Annotated in this window: 18 protein-coding genes and 1 pseudogene; 12 read left to right on the top strand and 7 right to left on the bottom strand. The window is 70.1% G+C overall.

What is annotated here, in order from left to right:
- Positions 1-76 precede the first annotated feature (76 nt).
- Positions 77-640 carry a DUF6233 domain-containing protein gene (locus MB828_RS16295; protein ID WP_301648806.1) on the top strand — a complete coding sequence of 188 codons (564 nt, stop codon included), beginning with the start codon at positions 77-79 and terminating at the stop codon, positions 638-640.
- 136 nt (positions 641-776) lie between these two features.
- The gene (locus tag MB828_RS16290; RefSeq protein ID WP_301648805.1) at positions 777-1,079 is read left to right on the top strand and encodes a hypothetical protein; all 303 of its coding nucleotides are present in this window, start codon (positions 777-779) and stop codon (positions 1,077-1,079) included.
- A gap of 463 nt (positions 1,080-1,542) precedes the next feature.
- Here the strand turns inward: MB828_RS16290 and MB828_RS16285 are convergent, their stop codons facing one another.
- Positions 1,543-2,640 (bottom strand): barstar family protein, encoded by a 1,098-nt coding sequence (locus MB828_RS16285; RefSeq protein ID WP_301648804.1) that lies wholly within the window; start codon positions 2,638-2,640, stop codon positions 1,543-1,545.
- A gap of 61 nt (positions 2,641-2,701) precedes the next feature.
- Here MB828_RS16285 and MB828_RS16280 point away from each other — a divergent pair, with 61 nt between their 5' ends.
- The 3 genes from MB828_RS16280 to MB828_RS16270 all read left to right on the top strand — a co-directional run bounded on the left by MB828_RS16280 (position 2,702) and on the right by MB828_RS16270 (position 4,105).
- Positions 2,702-2,905 (top strand): hypothetical protein, encoded by a 204-nt coding sequence (locus MB828_RS16280; protein WP_301648803.1) that lies wholly within the window; start codon positions 2,702-2,704, stop codon positions 2,903-2,905.
- A gap of 86 nt (positions 2,906-2,991) precedes the next feature.
- A complete protein-coding gene (locus tag MB828_RS16275; protein ID WP_301648802.1) occupies positions 2,992-3,309 on the top strand; it encodes a putative quinol monooxygenase in 318 nt (105 codons plus the stop codon).
- Between the two features lie 172 nt (positions 3,310-3,481).
- Complete coding sequence (locus MB828_RS16270) at positions 3,482-4,105, top strand: cysteine hydrolase family protein (RefSeq protein ID WP_301648801.1); 624 nt, start codon at positions 3,482-3,484, stop codon at positions 4,103-4,105.
- Between the two features lie 375 nt (positions 4,106-4,480).
- On the opposite strand, the gene MB828_RS16265 is transcribed toward MB828_RS16270, so the two are convergent.
- Both MB828_RS16265 and MB828_RS16260 read right to left on the bottom strand, forming a co-directional pair.
- Complete coding sequence (locus MB828_RS16265) at positions 4,481-7,216, bottom strand: SpoIIE family protein phosphatase/ATP-binding protein (RefSeq protein WP_301648800.1); 2,736 nt, start codon at positions 7,214-7,216, stop codon at positions 4,481-4,483.
- A gap of 562 nt (positions 7,217-7,778) precedes the next feature.
- Positions 7,779-8,297 carry an NUDIX hydrolase gene (locus MB828_RS16260; protein WP_301648799.1) on the bottom strand — a complete coding sequence of 173 codons (519 nt, stop codon included), beginning with the start codon at positions 8,295-8,297 and terminating at the stop codon, positions 7,779-7,781.
- Between the two features lie 96 nt (positions 8,298-8,393).
- On the opposite strand from MB828_RS16260, the gene MB828_RS16255 reads away from it, so the two are divergent.
- Both MB828_RS16255 and MB828_RS16250 read left to right on the top strand, forming a co-directional pair.
- Complete coding sequence (locus tag MB828_RS16255) at positions 8,394-8,639, top strand: hypothetical protein (RefSeq protein ID WP_301648798.1); 246 nt, start codon at positions 8,394-8,396, stop codon at positions 8,637-8,639.
- On the top strand, positions 8,636-8,860 hold the full coding sequence (locus MB828_RS16250) for a hypothetical protein (protein ID WP_301648797.1): 225 nt from the start codon (positions 8,636-8,638) through the stop codon (positions 8,858-8,860). Before MB828_RS16255 ends, MB828_RS16250 begins: the two co-directional genes overlap by 4 nt.
- A gap of 425 nt (positions 8,861-9,285) precedes the next feature.
- Here MB828_RS16250 and MB828_RS16245 read toward each other — a convergent pair whose 3' ends face one another.
- From MB828_RS16245 to MB828_RS16235, 3 genes are all read right to left on the bottom strand, one after another.
- Positions 9,286-10,095 carry an SDR family NAD(P)-dependent oxidoreductase gene (locus MB828_RS16245; protein WP_301648796.1) on the bottom strand — a complete coding sequence of 270 codons (810 nt, stop codon included), beginning with the start codon at positions 10,093-10,095 and terminating at the stop codon, positions 9,286-9,288.
- A gap of 38 nt (positions 10,096-10,133) precedes the next feature.
- Positions 10,134-10,892: an SDR family oxidoreductase gene (locus MB828_RS16240; RefSeq protein ID WP_301648795.1), complete on the bottom strand. Its 759-nt coding sequence runs from the start codon at positions 10,890-10,892 to the stop codon at positions 10,134-10,136.
- Between the two features lie 155 nt (positions 10,893-11,047).
- The gene (locus MB828_RS16235) at positions 11,048-11,893 is read right to left on the bottom strand and encodes an oxidoreductase (RefSeq protein WP_301648794.1); all 846 of its coding nucleotides are present in this window, start codon (positions 11,891-11,893) and stop codon (positions 11,048-11,050) included.
- 304 nt (positions 11,894-12,197) lie between these two features.
- Here MB828_RS16235 and MB828_RS16230 point away from each other — a divergent pair, with 304 nt between their 5' ends.
- Together MB828_RS16230 and MB828_RS16225 are read left to right on the top strand one after the other, a co-directional pair.
- Positions 12,198-13,115 (top strand): helix-turn-helix transcriptional regulator, encoded by a 918-nt coding sequence (locus MB828_RS16230; protein ID WP_301648793.1) that lies wholly within the window; start codon positions 12,198-12,200, stop codon positions 13,113-13,115.
- Between the two features lie 82 nt (positions 13,116-13,197).
- Positions 13,198-13,989 carry an SDR family NAD(P)-dependent oxidoreductase gene (locus MB828_RS16225; protein WP_301648792.1) on the top strand — a complete coding sequence of 264 codons (792 nt, stop codon included), beginning with the start codon at positions 13,198-13,200 and terminating at the stop codon, positions 13,987-13,989.
- A 129-nt stretch (positions 13,990-14,118) separates the two neighbouring features.
- Here MB828_RS16225 and MB828_RS16220 read toward each other — a convergent pair whose 3' ends face one another.
- Entirely contained in the window at positions 14,119-14,688 is a 570-nt protein-coding gene (locus tag MB828_RS16220; RefSeq protein ID WP_301648791.1) for a DUF4232 domain-containing protein, read from the bottom strand.
- Between the two features lie 150 nt (positions 14,689-14,838).
- On the opposite strand from MB828_RS16220, the pseudogene MB828_RS16215 reads away from it, so the two are divergent.
- The 3 genes and pseudogenes from MB828_RS16215 to MB828_RS16205 all read left to right on the top strand — a co-directional run.
- A pseudogene (locus tag MB828_RS16215) lies at positions 14,839-14,958 on the top strand (DUF6233 domain-containing protein); the annotation flags it as partial.
- 46 nt (positions 14,959-15,004) lie between these two features.
- Positions 15,005-15,232, top strand: a complete 228-nt coding sequence (locus tag MB828_RS16210) for a hypothetical protein (protein ID WP_301648790.1) — start codon at positions 15,005-15,007, stop codon at positions 15,230-15,232.
- 522 nt (positions 15,233-15,754) lie between these two features.
- Positions 15,755-15,967 (top strand): hypothetical protein, encoded by a 213-nt coding sequence (locus MB828_RS16205; RefSeq protein WP_301648789.1) that lies wholly within the window; start codon positions 15,755-15,757, stop codon positions 15,965-15,967.
- Positions 15,968-16,037: the final 70 nt, after the last annotated feature.

The following is a 16,037-nucleotide window of genomic DNA, read 5'->3' as shown; positions in this document are numbered from 1 at the left end:
AGCCTGCCCCGGTGACCGCCCCCTTCTGGCGCCTGTCACTCCAACGAGGTGGGCAGGAACGATCCGCTCCTGCTCCGTGTGGGGGACAGACACTGCCGGACCCGCGACACGATCCCGGCAGCCGTGCTCCCCGAGCGCAGCCGACGCCGTCGTCTTGGAGGCCCTGCCGAGCAGTGCTGCCGGGCCGACCATCACGTGCTGCCCGAACCGGGACCGTGCCCGGTCGACGACGTCCTCCGCCGCCGGCCGGGCTCCCGCCCCGCGACAGCTGCTCGGTGACCTGCCAGGAACCGATGAGGTCCGCGGCGCGCACCGCCAGGCCGGTGAGCCGGGCGCGCTGCAGGCCGGGAGCAGCGGCGACCCTCTCCAGGTCCATGAAGGGAACTGCGGGATGGCGGCTCGGCGCCGTCACCGTGAGATCGGCCGCGACGAAGCCCGCCAGCTTCTCGAGGGGTCGGAGGCGTGTCGCATCAGCCACCCCGGCACCCGGCTCCACTGCATTGACTCAGGCGCCCCGCGGGCGGTGCACGTACCTGGCCCGCCGCAACAGGTGTGCGCGTGCGGAACCCGCGTCCGTGCCGGTCGACGGCCCCGGAGCATGGCGCGGACGGCGTCGACGTGGGGCCGGATGAACTCCTGAACCCCGTGCTCGGCCCGGGCGTGCTCCTCGTCAATCAGGACCCGTCGTACGCACAGCTCGGTGATCTCGACTTCGTACGAGCGGTAGTCGTCGGCGGGCCGGGACAGCGGGACGGATTGCGGCGGGGGAGCGGGGGATGATGCTGGAGCGATCTGTGGTGGCGCTCTTCCAGCCGGTCTTGCCGTCCTTGGCGCACTGCAGGGTGACGGCGGGCTTGGCGGGCCATGTGGCGCTGCGCGTCTTCGTAGTAGACGTAGCCGGAGACCTTCAGGAATGCGTCGTCGTTGAGGTTCGCGCTCATGCTGGTGTGGGTGGCGTACGCGACGTGCAGGCTGAAGGGTTCGGTGGCGATCTGCTGGAAGGGCATGCCGCTGGTGCCGGCGACGAGTTCGGCGCTCGGGGCGGGGTGGCGTCCTGTAGATCGACGGTCACCCGGTAGTCGCCGAGTTCCGTCAGGTGGACCGGCGCCCGCCAGACTCCGGACCGGGCGTCCTGGCCCGAGTACTGGGCGAAGTCCTCGGTCGAGCCGGCTTCCGGGCTCCCGTCCGGTGCGTTCAGCGGATAGGTCGGTACGTGGGTGTGCCGCACGATCGCCCCGCGAACTCAGCAGGCGCTCGACCGGAGCGCTTCGGTCGAGCGCCTGAACGAGCTCCAGTGGTCAGTCGAGTTGGCTGATGGTGGGGTTGTCACCGGTCGCGGCTGCGTCCGCGGGGGACAGGGCGGTGTTGTAGATGTGGATGTCATACGCCGACGGTAAGGCCCCGTAGAGGGCATGCCGTGGGTCTCCTTCTCTGCGGCCCCGCGGTGAAGGGGACCCGGACGCCCTGATGCACCATCCGCGATCGTGAGCAGGTCGGCTGGCTTCGACCGTGGACGCGATCGGCGGGGGATCGGACAGCCGATCATGCCAAGGTGACGTCCATGCCGCCCTCGGCCAGGGTTTCAAGGACTGTGGTGAACAAATCGTAGGGCTGGCCGTCCGGTGTGAGGGCGTGGGACAGGTGCTCGCGCGCGGTCGCAGCATCTCGCCAGAGCAAGCTGGCGGGGGCGGTGTAGCCGAAGGCGCCGCGCAGGCAATCGTCGAGGGCGGCGAGGCAGCCGCCGAAGTAGCCGCCGGGTCCGTTGACCGCCTCGCCGAGCGCCAGATAGAGAGCTGGTTCGTCGGTGATGTACCGGCCGTCGAGTTCGTAGGCGTGACCGGCCGGCCGGTCACGGTGGGATCGTCGGCAGCCCCGCTCGCGTACAAGGTCACGCCAGGCCCCGCGGCGGCGGGTGTCGAGGCCGGCCCAGGTGTTCACGGCGGCCGGTGGTCCGGCGAACCACCGCTCCCAGATCGACCGGGCATATTCGGGGACCGGTGTGAAGCGGCCTCCGTCGAGCTCAAGGTCGATCAGGTCCTCTCGGCAGGGGGATGGGCGCCAGGCGCTGATCGTGGTCCACAGCAGCCGATCGGTGAGCAGTTCCCCTCGGCCGTCCCGTATCTCCAGCGCGGCCTCCTCCAGATCCAGGGCCCGCCGGGTGCCCTTCGCCAGTGCCGCCCGGAGCCGATCACTCGGCGCGAGCCCTCGCAGGACCATCGGTGCAGGTATCTGCTCGGGCGACATGATGCGGGTGAACTCCTGGCAGGAGCCCAGCCAGCGATGCCCGTCGTGCACGCGAACGCGCCCCCTGTACCCCTCGGGCGGGCCTTCGTAGTCGTCCAGGCCGGTAAGCGCCAGACTGTCCGTCCCGACGGGCTGCCCCGAACTCTCCGCGTCCTCCAGCAGCCAGGCATCGCATGCCTCATCTTCCGGCACCAGCCACACCCGGCTGCCGACCCAGCCGAACACGCCGGATCCCTCCGGAACCCAGCCGAACAACTCGTACGTCCCGCGCCGGCATTCCCCGAACAGCCCCTCCACCTCGGCACAGACGCCCCAGACATGGCCGTGTTCCGCCTCGGTCAGCGCGTACGACACGCTCCCGCGCCGCTTCTCGTCCTCATGCACAGCGGAAATCATGCCCTGGCCACGTTCGGACGAAGGCCAGGATCTTTGATGGCGTACCTGGCAGGAATACCTCGTGCCTGACGCCCGAAGGCTCCTGCCGGTACCCGACCACCTGAGCGACTCCACCGCCTGCCAACTCGGCGTCAACGCGCTGATCGCGCTGCTCCTCGTGACGCGCGAATTCGACGCGCAGCCGGGCGAATGGGGGAGTGGCATGGACGGCAGCTACCGGCCAGGCTGGAAAGGAGTGACAACGCAGCCTCATGCTCAGCCGTGACCTGTGCTCTCGCAATCGGACCAGAGCCGTCGACGCGCGTGCCGCCCGCTGGGTGAGGAGACTGGGAGTGGCAGAAGGAGGCAGGGATGAGTCAGGTGGCGCTTTGTGTCCGCTTCACGCTGCGTGACGGTGCTGGTGAAGCGTTCGACGAACTGGTCCGGGATGCCGTCGAGGGGGTCCTCGAACACGAGCCGGGCACCTTGGTGTACGCCTGCAGTGAAGTCGACGGAGCACCGAACCAGCGGCTCTTCTTCGAGCTGTACGCCGACCGAGCCGCCTTCGAGGAACACGCACGTCAGCCCCACGTCCGTCACTTGCTCAGCCAGAGCGAGCAGTACGCAGAGAAGACGGAGATCGACCACCTACGGCCGTACGCCGGGAAGTACCCGGCCGCGGCCGGATAGCGCGTTCAATCCTGTACCGGTGCAATTCTGTACCGGTGCAATCCTGTACCGACCGTGTGCCTCGGGCACGCGAAGCGGACTCGGGCACAAGGCGTGACGCCTCCCGGCCCGGCACCACTGTGAGCAGACCGGGACCGCCCCCCGCCAAGTAGGGCCGGGACGAGGAGGAACCATGGCCGAAACCTACGATCCTCGCCACACGGCCGTCCTGCTGGTCGACCCCTACAACGACTTCCTCTCGGAGGGAGGCAAGGTCTGGCCCCGCCTGGAACCCGTGGCCCGCAGCGTCGATCTTCTGGACCATCTCCGGTCTGTGGTCGCCGCCGCCCGCGAAAACGGTGTGCGCGTGGTCTTCGTACCGCACCGCCGTTGGGAGCCGGGCGACTACGAGTCGTGGGACCATCCGACCCCCTCGCAGCGGAAGATCCAGGAGTTCCACCACTTCGCCCGGGGCTCGTGGGGCGGGGAGTTCCACCCTGACTTCCAGCCGCAGCCGAGCGAGGTCGTCGTACACGAACACTGGGGATCGAGCGGGTTCGCCAACACGGACCTGGACATGCAGCTCAAGCAGCACGGCATCACTCACGTCGTTGTCGTCGGCGTCCTGGCCAACACCTGCATCGAGGCCACCGCCCGCTACGCCATGGAGCTCGGCTACCACGTCACGCTGGTCACCGACGCCACCGCGGCCCTCAGCCCCGAGATGATGCACGCCGCTCACCGACTCAACGGCCCCACCTACGCCCAAGCCATCGTCACGACAGACCGACTCACCGCCGCACTCGGCCCACGGTGAACACCGTGGGACGGCTGACTCGCACCACCCTGGCTGCCGACGGGCGAAGGTGACGCCACCGTGATGCACGGTTCGGGGCCCGGCGTCACCGAGCCGGCGAGTGGCCAGCACCCCTGTCACAGGAGAGCCGTGGACGGCGGCCCATCGGCCCATCAGACGGTAGTCGCTGATCGTCAAGCTCAGGGCGGGGCGGCTGGGTAGCGGGTCGTGCGGAAGTCACCCCGCACGGCGACGTCAGGATGCGGTCGGATGCCACTCAGAGGGCAGTAGCACTCCGGTCGGAAGAGGCCGTCCGTTCAGCGGGGCGAGGCCGGATGGTGCTACACCGCTGGCACGACGAAGGTCGACCGTACGGCGCTCGGGGTCAACGGCGGCTCACAACCCGGGATCATCGAACTGGTCGAGGTCGAACTGGTCGAGAAGGAAGTCGACCGGTGCGACGCCCGAGGCGGCGTTTTCGCCGTCGTGAAGAAGCTGCTCCGTCCAGATGACCTTGCCACGGGTCGTGTACCGCGTTCCCCATCGCTGCGCGAACTGCGCCACCAGAAAGAGCCCCCGCCCGCCTTCGTCCGTGGTCGCCGCCCGCCGCAGGCGCGGCGAGGTACCGCTGCCGTCCGAGACCTCGCAGATCAGACAGCGTCCGTGCAACAGCCGCACGCCGACCGGCGGCGAGCCGTACCGGATCGCGTTCGTGACCAACTCGCTGACGATCAGTTCCGTGGCGAATCCGGTCTCCTCCAGCCCCCACTTCAGCAACGTCTCCCTGCAGCGCGCCCGCGCCCAGGGAACCAACGCCGGATCGGGCGGCACGTCCCACTCGGCCACGCGCGAGGGCGGGAACATTCGGGTACGTGCCGTCAGCAGCGCGATGTCGTCGGAGGGGCGTGACGGCTTCAGCGCGTCGATCACCGCCTGACACGTCTCCTCCGGAGTGCGTTTCCCGGCCCCGGCCAAAGACCGGCGCAGCCTCTCCATCCCGACGTCGAAGTCGTGGGCGCGGTTCTCCACCAGGCCGTCGGTGTACAGCACCAGTTGCGAACCCTCCGGCAGGGGCACCTCGGCGCTCTCGAAGGGGTAGCCGCCCAGGCCGAGGGGCGCCGAGACCGGCACACCAAGGCAGGTGACAGTCCCGTCCGGGCGCACCACCAACGGTTCCGGGTGTCCCGCACGGGCCGTCGTGCAGGTCCCCGCCACCGGGTCGTAAACCGCGTACAGACAGGTCGCTCCGGTCACTCCCTCCCCCTCCTGGCCATCCACGGCATCACCCCTGTTCTTCTCGTTGTCCATGCGCACGACTAGGTCGTCCAGGTTCCCGAGCACCTCGTCCACGGGCAGGTCCAGGGTGGAGAAGTTGTGCACAGCGGTGCGCAGCCGACCCATCGTCGCCGCCGCGTGCAGCCCGTGACCGACGACGTCACCCATCACCAGGGCCACGCGCGCGCCCGGAAGCGGGATGACGTCGAACCAGTCCCCGCCCACCCCCGCCTCCGAGGGCAGATACCGCCAGGCCACCTCCAGCGCGTCCTGCTCCGGCTGTCCACGCGGCAGCAGACTGCGCTGCAGCGCCACCGCCATCGTGTGCTCCCGGGTGAACCGCCGGGCGTTGTCGATGGCTACCGCCGCCCGTACGGCCAGTTCCTCCGCGAAGGCGAGATCCTCCGGCTCGAACGCAGGAGAATCCGCCGTCCGGTAGAAGTTCGCCACGCCCAGCGGTACGTTCCGCGCCCGCAGCGGCACGGCCACCAGCGACCGCAGCCCGCCCTCCAGGGCCTTCCGGGCGCGCTCCGGGTCCTGTTCCCGCCAGCCGTCTGACCGGCGCAGGTCCGTCTCCAGCATCCCCCGCCCCTCCTGCAGCGTCCGCATCTGCGGGGTGCGGGGTGAGAACGCGATCACTTCGTCCAGCCGGTATACCGGCATCATCCGCTGTTCGCCGCCGATCGCCGCCCGGCGCAGATGCCGCCAGCCCTCCGCCGTCGGCTCCCACCCCCGCAGCACCGCGTCGAGCAGATCCACCGTCACGAGGTCGGCGAACTGTGGCGCCGCCACGTCGGCCAGCTCCTGGGCCGTACGCCTCACATCCAGCGTCGTCCCGATCCGCACCCCGGCCTCGTACAGCAGCTTCAGCCGCTCCCGCGAGACCTCGGCCCGACCCGAGATCTCCGCCAGCTCCGTGGTGTCCCGGAGGGTCACCACGCTGCCTCCCCGGTCGCCCTGCGGGTACGTCGGCCGTTTGTTGACCGCCAGCAGTCGGTCCCCGGCGCGACGCACCTCGTCGGTGACCTCCTCCCGCGACGACAGCAGGCTCATGACCGGCTCCGACAGTCCCAGCTCCCGCACCGAGCGCCCCCGCACGTCAGCCGGCAGTCCGAGAAGCCGCGTCGCCTCGTCGTTCGCCAACAGCAGCCGTCCGTCGGCGCCGGTGATCAGCACCCCTTCCCGCACCGCGTGCAGGACCGCTTCGTGGTGCTCGTACAGCTGTGCCAGCTCCGCCGGAGCCAGGCCAAAGGTCTGCCGCCGCAGCCGCCGGGACACCTGGGTCGTTCCCGTCATGGCCAGCGCCAGCGCGACCGCGCCGCTGGCCAAGATGATCGGCAGCTGCGGCAGCCACAGCCCCGCCACGTTCTTGACTGTGATTCCGGCGGAGACCAGGCCGACCACCTTGCCGCGCGAGTCGGTCACCGGGACCACCGCCTGCACGTCCGTCCCCTTGCCCGCGGGCAGAGGCGGCCCGCCGGCCTGCTCGATGACGGTACGGCCCTTCAGCGCCGGTGCGATGGCGCCGACGAACTTCTTCCCGATCTCCTGCGGATAGGGGTACGTGTAACGAATCCCCTCCGTGCTCATGACGACGACGAAATCCATGCCTGTGCGCTTGCGCGCCGCCTCGGCCCGCGGCTGGAGCACCGCCGAGGGGTCCCGGCTCTGCAGTGCCGCGGCCACGCCAGGGGCACTCGCGAACGACTGGGCCGCGATGACCGACTCCCGTCGCCCCTGCTGCAGAGCGTCACTCGCCGCCTGGAGCACCATGCCCACCACCGCGGCCACCACCAGCACGACCACGATGGCGACCTGGAGGAGGAACACCTGACCTGCCGCACTGCGCAGGTCCATCCGGGAAGCTCGACCTTTGCGCGAGCGTCCGACGTGCGGATGACGTTCCGGGCTCAGAGGGCGTTCGGAGAATGCCTCCATACACCCTTGATAACACCACTGTGGGCAAGCCGACGCCGATCGAATCCGTCGCGCGGCTGCCGCGTCCCAGCAGCGGAGGGCGTCGGTGCAGGAAGGAACGAGCCGAGCGGGAGCAGGGCGTCGAGAGCAGATGCCGGCCGGCGCGGCAGGCGTGGGTGTGCTGCTGACCGTCCGGGCTGCGGCGGTGATGTGCTGCGCGGCGAGCCGTGCGCCCCCGTCCAGGCCGCCCCCGTGGTGATTGCGTCCCTGGAAAACGCGGGCCGGCTCGCGGTCGGCGGCATCGCATGCGCGACTCGGCAGGGGCCAGGAGCCTGTCGCCGCGCAGGGCGCGCCGCATCGCTAGTGCGGTCGCCTCCTCACCGGGAGCAGACGCAGCCGTAACACGGGTTCCAGCCACCTACGGGGAGCGCTCAGGAGTCCCGTGGCGCCTACGGCGGACGGCGACGGCCGCGACGTCGTCATCATGGGCTACGGAGGCTGTTCAGCCCGTTGCCGCCGGCTGGGCCGTGGGGTGACCGTGCTCGGACTGCGGGGAGACGACGAACCGAGCGGCGGGCTCATCGGCTACAGCAGCGGCGATGCGAGCGATCATGTCGTCTGTCATGGGAGGCAGGTCGTCCAGAGGAAACCAGCGGGTGGCAGTGTTCTCGCCGTCGGCTGGATACGGGTCACCGGACTGCCAGCTGAGCCGGAACACCAAGTCGAGATACTGCGTCTGGTCTCCGTTGTCATAGACCACCGGATCGGTGACATTCACCATCGCCAGCCGCTCAGGAACCACCTCGACTCCGGTCTCCTCCAGTACTTCCCGGACCGCGGCGTCCGCTGGCTGCTCTCCAGGGTCGATGATGCCAGTCACTGCGGTCCACCGGCCGCTGTCCGCGCGTTGCGCCAGCAGGACACGTCCTTCCCTGAGGACCACCGCGGTCACCCCTGACAGCCACAGCGGGTCGTTCCCGATCTTCTCTCGCAGCGCGAGGATGAAATCTGGTGTCGCCATACAGGCCAGGATAGGAAGCCCTTGCTCACACATCGCCCGGTTCCCAAAACCTGCTCACCCTGCGGACGTTGACGGATTGCCCGGCCCTACCGGCTGATGGACGCGGCCGCGCTCCAGCGCGGACGGCTGACCGGACTGGTCTTGAAGGCCGAGGACCTGGCCAAGGCCGGACAGGTCACGGTACAGATCAGCCTCACGGAACAGATCAGCCTCACGGAACAGATCACCCTGGACCAGTCCCGCGAGGCCCGCCTGGTCGCGGAGAACGCCGTCGACCGGGTCCGCGCCCGGTTCGGCGCCCGGGTCATCGGCCCGGCCACCATCTACCGGCGCGCCTCGTGACCCCCACAGGCCCCTTTCTGCCGGGCCCGGCCGGTCGCTGGGTGCTGCTCGATCCGCGTGTGCCCACCCCCGGCTGGGCCGAGCGCCTCCCGCACTGGCCCTACCTCCAGGATGTCGACGCCGCGCTCGCCCAGCGGCACCTCGCCCCCGGCGCCGTCCGCGCCTACTCCACCGGCCCGACCGCCGGGGCCGGCGGCCGGATGCGCCTCACCCTCACCTGAGACGCCAGCCGCAGACCAAGACCCATCACCATCCGCTTCCGAACGAGGGTGGGCCTGTGCCCACTGCCCCGCCAATCCGCGGATCCCCACCCGCATCAGGTCGATCAGCCCGCTCCAGCGGGTCTTCGCCCGCCCTGAGGACGTGGCCGACGCAGCGGAAGCGATCGTCCGCGAACGGCGTCTCTCTGTCGGTTATTTGGGCGCGGAATGGGACGGGAGCACGCTGGTACGGACGGCCATCTCATCGTTGCGTCCCTGATCGCCCGCAGGACATTGAGACGGCGCCGATGCCGCGGCGGAAGGGCAAGCTGCCGCCAGGAGCACCGAATCCTGTGACGGGGAAGCCGACTGTGGGGCTGGACATCGCCGGCCGGGAGGGCACCGGACCCCTGCGGCCCGACTGATCGGCTTCCCTGACAGTTCACCTACGAGTGCTGAGGGCGCGGTTTGGCCTTGGTGGCGTGGCGGGCGGCCTTGTAGGTCTCGGGGAGGAAGCGGTGTTCGATGGCGGTGCGCTTGGTGGCGGTGTCGCCGCCGACTACCTCGGCGCGTCCGTTCATCAGGGCGAGGAAGCCTTGGCGGGCGACTTCCTTTCGGCTGTTCTTCTTCATGTCGGGGCCGAAGGCGGTGTTGTTCATGCCGGCGCTGGCGTGGAAGTTGCTGTCCGTGGCGCCGGGCATGAGGCAGGTGACGGTGACGCCGTGTTCCTTGAGTTCCTCGCGGAGTCCGAGGGCGAACATGCGGGTGAAGGCGCGGGAGGGCCCGTACACGGTCTCGTAGGGCGTGGGCAGGGTCGCCGACAGCGACGAGGTGATCAGGATGCGGCCGCGGTGGTTGCCGGCCATGTGCCGGGCGACGTGTTTGGCCAGGTGGACGACGGAGGCCACGTTCAGCTGGATGAGGGAGAGTTCGTCGTCGAGGTCGGTGTCGAGGAAGGCGCCGCCGATGCTGCGGCCGGCGTTGAGGACCGCGGCATCCAGCGGCCGACCGGTTTCCTGCACCGCCCGCCACACCGCCTCGACGCCCTCGCTCTGGGAGAGGTCGGCGCGTACGGGATTCACGCGCACGCCGTGCCGCGCGAAGTCGGCCGCGGCTTCGTCGGTGTGCTCGCTGCGGCCGGTGACGATCAGGTCGAAGCCGTTGATGGCGAAGAGCTTCGCGAGTTCGTAGCCGATGCCCGCGGAGGCCCCGGTCACCAGGGCGAGCGGACGGTGAGAGGAGGCGGCGCTGCTCATGCGAGGTGCTCCGTTTCCGTGTGGGGCTGGGGGTGAATTCACCAGTCCTGGCGGGTGGGGTGGATGACGATGTCGTTGACGGTGACGTCGGCGGGCTGGTCGAGGGCGTACACGACGGCGTCGGCCACGCGGGCGGGGTGGATGGCGCCCTGGTTGAGGTCCTGGGCGATCTGCCTGCCCTCGGTGTGGGAGACCTTGTCCGCCCAGCCGGTGTCGATGACGCCCGGGCTGATCATGGATACCTGGATGCCGTGTGTGATGCCGACTTCCTGGCGGAGGCTGTCGGTGATGCCGCGGATGAAGAACTTGGTGGCGCTGTAGACGCCACTGGCGGCCCCGACGCGGATGCCGGCCACCGAGCTCAGGTTGAGAATGTGGCCCGACTGGCGGGTGATCATGCCGGGGAGGGCGGCGCTGATGGCGTGCAGGTAGCCACGGAGGTTGGTGTCGATCATCTTGTCCCAGTCGTCGACGGCACGGTCGGACCACTTGGAGAAGAGCATCAGGCCGGCGTTGTTGACCAGGTGGTCGACGGGGCCGTACTCGCTCGCGGCGAACTCCATCAAGCCCTCGACGTCGTCGAGGCGGGTGACGTCGGTGATGCGGGCGGTGGCGGTGCCCCCGGCGTCGCGGATCTCGGTGACCAGGGCGTTGAGCTTTTCGGCGTTGCGCGCCGCGAGGACGACGCGGGCTCCTTGCGCGGCCAGGGCCCGGGCGCTGGCCGCGCCGATGCCAGACGAGGCGCCGGTGATGACGCTGACCCGGCCCTGGAGGTGGTTGTCGCGGCGGTCTGCCATGGTGACTGTCTCCTTGACGCATAGCGGCGTTCTGGCGGTGAGTGCGCGGGTATCGAAGTCGAGGAACAAGTTGGCCGGGGAGCGCCAGGGCGGCGGCGCAGGGCCGGTGACAGGCCGTACGACGCTGTCACCGGCCGGCCCGCCCCGGCTTGAGGTCAGGCGTCGAAGTCGGCCGACTTCGTCAGTGCCTCGTTCGCGCGGATCTCGGCGAGCATCGACTCCAGGTGGTCGATCGCCATGCCGTACGCCGGGGCGCCCAGCAGCAGGCGCAGGGGGTGAGTGTCGTCGGCGAGGGCGGTGATGATCGCGCGGGCGGCGGCGTGCGGGTCGCCCGGCTCCTTGCCGGTGTCCGCGCGGAACGCGGCACGCTGTGCGCCGACCGTGTCGGCGTAGTCGGCGATCTCCCGCTCGGGCAGTGTCTCGTTGGCGGACCGGCCGGCCCAGTCGGTGCGGAAGGGGCCCGGCTCGACGAGCAGCGTGGTGATGCCCAGCGGGGCGACCTCCTGGCGCAGGGCGTCGGTCAGGCCCTCGACGGCGAACTTGGTGGCGGCGTAGTAGCCGACAGCAGGGAAGGCCCGCAGCCCTCCGATGGAGGAGAAGTTCACGATCGTCCCGGAGCGGCGCGCGCGCATGCCCGGCAGGACGGCACGGATGACGTCGGACAGGCCGAAGACGTTGATGTCGAAGATCCGGCGGATCTCGTCGTCGGTGCTCTCCTCCACGGCGGCGAAGTACCCGATGCCGGCGTTGTTGACCAGCACGTCGATGCCGCCGAAGTGCTTCTCCGCAGCTCCGACGGCTTCCTTGACCTGCGTGGGGTCGGTGACGTCGAGGGGCAGGGCGAGCGCCTGGTCGTCGTCCTCGACGAGATCCTCGATCTGGGCGACGTTGCGGGCGGTGACGACCGCCCTGTGGCCGGCGGCGAGAACCTCCTGGGCCAGGGCACGGCCGAAGCCGGTCGAGCAGCCGGTGATGAACCAGACCTTCTGCGAAGCAGTCACGATGCGGATCTCCCTCAGAACGGGCGCACCCCTCCCACGGCGATCACGGCGATCACGGCGATCACGGCGGGTGACGGTGACGGGGGTGCTGTGTACGGGGTGAAGCGGCGCCCGCCCCGGCCTGTGCCATACGCACGGCAGGCGGGCCGCGGACCTGGAAAAGGTCGCTGCGATGGCCGCCCCACCATTCATGCACGCCGAAAAGCGCCTGGCCAAGCCATGAACGGGGGCCAGTGCTGCCGGGGAAAAACCTTCCCCCCCACGTCAGTGGAGCCCCGCCGCGAGCCGGGGAACACTGGCAGCCATGGCGAACAATGCCGAGGAGATCAAGAAGTTCCTGCGCACCCGGCGTGACGCGGTCCGACCCTCGCAGGTCGGCCTGGCGAACTACCCGGGCCGACGGGTACCCGGCCTGCGCCGCGAGGAGGTCGCGCAGCTCGCCGGGGTCAGCGTGGACTACTACACCCGCCTGGAGCAGGGACGGCTCACCAGTGCCTCCGAGGGCGTCATCCTCTCCATCGCCGAGGCCCTGCGGCTCACCCAGGCCGAGACCCAGTACCTGCGCGACCTGCTGCGTCCCCAGCCCCGCCGCGGCGCGGAAGCGGCGCCGTCGCAGCAGGTGCGGCCGGAGCTGCTGCGCATGCTCAACGGCCTGCACGACCAGCCCGCCTTCGTCCTGGGCCGCCGCAACGAGGTCCTGGCCTCCAACGACCTCCTCGACGCCCTGTTCACCCCGTTCAACCACCGGCCGCCCGGCGACCGCAACCTGCTGCGCTGGATGCTCCTCGACCCCGCCGCACGCTCCCTCTACCTCGACTGGGCGCAGGTCACCTCCGAGGTCGTCGGCGTGCTGCGCGCCGAGGCCGGCCGCAACCCCGACGACCCTCAGATCGCCGCCTTCGTCGCCGAACTTCGCTCGGTGTCCCCCGAATTCCGCACCTGGTGGGCCGAGCGGACCGTGGTCGAACGCACCTGGGGCAGCAAACGGTTCGACCACCCCGTCGTCGGCCGCCTCGACATCACCTACGAAGCCCTCTCCCTGCCGGGCGACCCCGACCAGATCCTCTTCGTCTACGCCGGAAAGACCGACGACGACCTCGAGAAACTGCGCATCCTCGCCAGCTGGTACGCCCAGTCCACCACCCGCCCCGCCACCGCCGGCCAGGACACCGCCCAGCCACAGCGTGATCAGGCGGGCGAGCAGGACTCCCGCCGCGCGTAGGGCCGCCGCGGCGTCCCGCCTGGCCTGACGGCCCCGCCGGCCCTCCCTCCCACAGCCAAGAGTCCAGAGACAAGGAGTGATCATGTCCGCCATGCCTGCGAACCGGCCGCTCGCCCTCGTTACCGGAGCCTCCAACGGCATCGGCACCGAGATCGCCCGCCAACTCGCCGACCGCGGCTACGACCTCATCGGCACCGGCCGCGGCGACTCCATCGACACCGTCGCCGAAAGGCTGCGCGCCCAAGGCGCCACCGTCCATCCGCTCCGTGCCGACCTCGCCACCTACGCCGGCGTGGAGAACCCGTGGAAGCAGGTGCAGGAGATCGGTCGTCCCCTCGACGTCGCCGTCCTCAACGCCGGCCGGAGCATCGGCGGTGCCTTCGCCACCGACACCGACCTCGACGACGAGCTCCAGCTGATCGCCCTCAATGTCAACGCGGTCATCCACCTCGCCAAGCGGGTAGTGCCCGGCATGCTGGCCCGCGGCAAGGGACGCATCCTGATCACCTCCTCCATCTCAGCCACCATGCCCACCCCCTACGAGACCGTCTACGGGCCGTCGAAGGCGTTCGGCTACTCCTTCGCCGAGTCCCTGCGCGAGGAACTGCGCGGTAGCGGCGTCACCGTCACCGCGCTGCTTCCCGGCGCGACCGACAGCGACTTCCACCAGCGCGCCGGCATGGGCAGGACCGCCATCGGCAAGGGCCAGAAGAACGACAAGCGCCTGGTCGCCCAGCAGGGCGTCGACGCCCTGCTGGCGGGCAAGGACCACGTGGTCGGCGGTGACAGGGCCACCAAGCGCCAGGCCCTGCTCAACCGATTCCTGCCCGAGCCCGTCAAGGCCTGCCGCCAGGGAGCCGACGCCAAGCCCTGACCCGCTCCCGCTTTAGCCCAGCCTTGCGCGGCCAACTATCGCTGACCTGCACTTATGTGCAGTTCCTCGTCAAGGTAGGCCAGAGGCTTGCGATCGTCATGCAGGCTCTCGACGTGTGGGGACGGGGGGTCAGGAAGGCTTGACCGCCGAGACCGGGGTGACGGTCACCTTGTTGTCGCACTCGGCCCACACCCCGTCGTTCAGGGCGATCTGGTGCTTCCCGGAGTGCGGCAGCCCGACGACCATCGTCGGATATGTCACCGGATCTTTGCCCGACACGCAGTAGCCGTCGGCCTCCCCCTGGACCTGGACGAAGGTCAGCTTCACCCACGCCTTGCCGTGCGGCCGGACCGTGACGGTGGCTGCCCTGCCGGTGCGGGTGACCTTGAGCGGGGTGTTGTGGGCGGGGGAGCCGTTGCCGGCGCCCGCGACCGTCGGATGGCCCTTCAGGACGCACGTCCTCCGGGAGACGTTGGTGAACTGCACGACCGCCGCCCCGGTCCCGGTCCCGACGGGCCGGTGTGCGGCCTGCCAGGCGCTGACCTGGAGGGCGGAGGCCGGGCAGGCGGGCGGCGGGGTGGCGGTGGTGGTGCTCGCCGCGATGGCGGTGCCGGGCAGGATGCCGGTCACCGCCGCCGCGGCGGCCGTGACCGCCGTCGTCGCCAGAGCCGCCCTGCGAATGCCGTTGCTGTGCCGCATGCTGTCGTCCCCCTGAGTCGTCTCGTCCGCGGGTTTCGGTGGTCGGTTGTTGCCCCGCGGTACGTGTGGTCGTGGTACGTGAGTGCAGACAGGGCGGGAGAGCGGAGGGTTCCGGGCGGCGACTACTTGTGACGGAGCGGTGACGACAGGCTGCACCGCGGCGCCTGCTGGGCGGCGGCGAAGCGCGGCCGGTGCCGGCCGGTGACCCGGGAGCAGGCTCTGGACGCGCTGCGCCACGACGTCCCGGCCTGCGCCCCCTGCCAGCCGGACACCGAGCTCGGGGTCCTGAGTGAGGCAGGGAACTGGAGGCCGGCGGGTGGGGGAGGGCACCGGCCGGTGGTCGGTCCGCGCGGTGCGGGGGCCGCGCGGCCCCCGCACCGCGCGGTGTTGTGCTGGCTCCGTCCTGCTCGTCTCCTGCTGGATCGGCCCGCTCGCCACGTTCACCACCACGGCCGTCCTGGTCGTCACCGCCTACGCCTCGCCCGGCCTCGCCCGTCGCATCGCGATTCGCCGCGCGGTCCGGCAACTGCTGCGCGGTCATTAGGACGCGATTTGGTCCTTTTTGTGGCTGTGATGGAGTAACGGACCGTCAGGGCTGTGCGAGCGCCGGGGTGCCGTTGTTTCGTAATCGCATGATCGCTCTGAATGTTCGGTGTCGGTCGCACCATGCTGTGCGCAGTTCCTCCGTGGCGCGTCAGCACCGCTGCGGAGGGACCCGCTTTCCGGACCCCTTCGTTCCCTTTCAGGGAAGGCGCGAATGAACAGCGGCAGGTGATGACCGTGGCGGTCCTAGCCGTGCTCCTCGCGTCGAGCGCGGTGCTGGTCGGGCTCGGGCAACTCGCGGCAGTGGCCGCGCTGCTGCCCTCGCTCCGGACCTTTCATCCAGCAGATCGGCGCCGCATTCAGCGGCTTCACCGGTGCGGGCGCCCGAGCCGACACGCCGGCTGTCTCGCTGGCGACACTGACCCTCACGCTCTCCTTCGGCGGCGACGGCCGCGGGGACAAGACCGGGCGGCTGGCGGAGGCATCCGCCCACGAAGAGGATGTACATCTGCTCGCCTACCAGATGATGGACGCAGCAGCTCTCCAACGCGGCTGGCAGACAGGACTGATGTGGAAGGCCGAGGACCTGGCCAAGGCCGGTCAGGCCACCCATCAGATCAGCCTCGACACCTCACGCGAGGCCAGCGTGGTCGCGGAGAACACCATCGACCAGGTCCGTGCCCGGTTCGGCGCCCAGATCATCGGACCAGCCACCGTCTTCCGACGGGCTTCGTGATCGCGACCACCTGGTTACGCCGAACCCGGAAGGTTGCGCACGCTCGATCCAGCCGGGCCCGGCGCGGACG

It is taken from the genome of Streptomyces arenae (assembly GCF_022343545.1).
In the GTDB taxonomy this organism is placed as follows: Bacteria; Actinomycetota; Actinomycetes; order Streptomycetales; family Streptomycetaceae; genus Streptomyces; species Streptomyces humi.
Note: the sequence above shows the minus strand (reverse complement) of the source record. Positions and strands in the feature narration are given on the sequence as shown.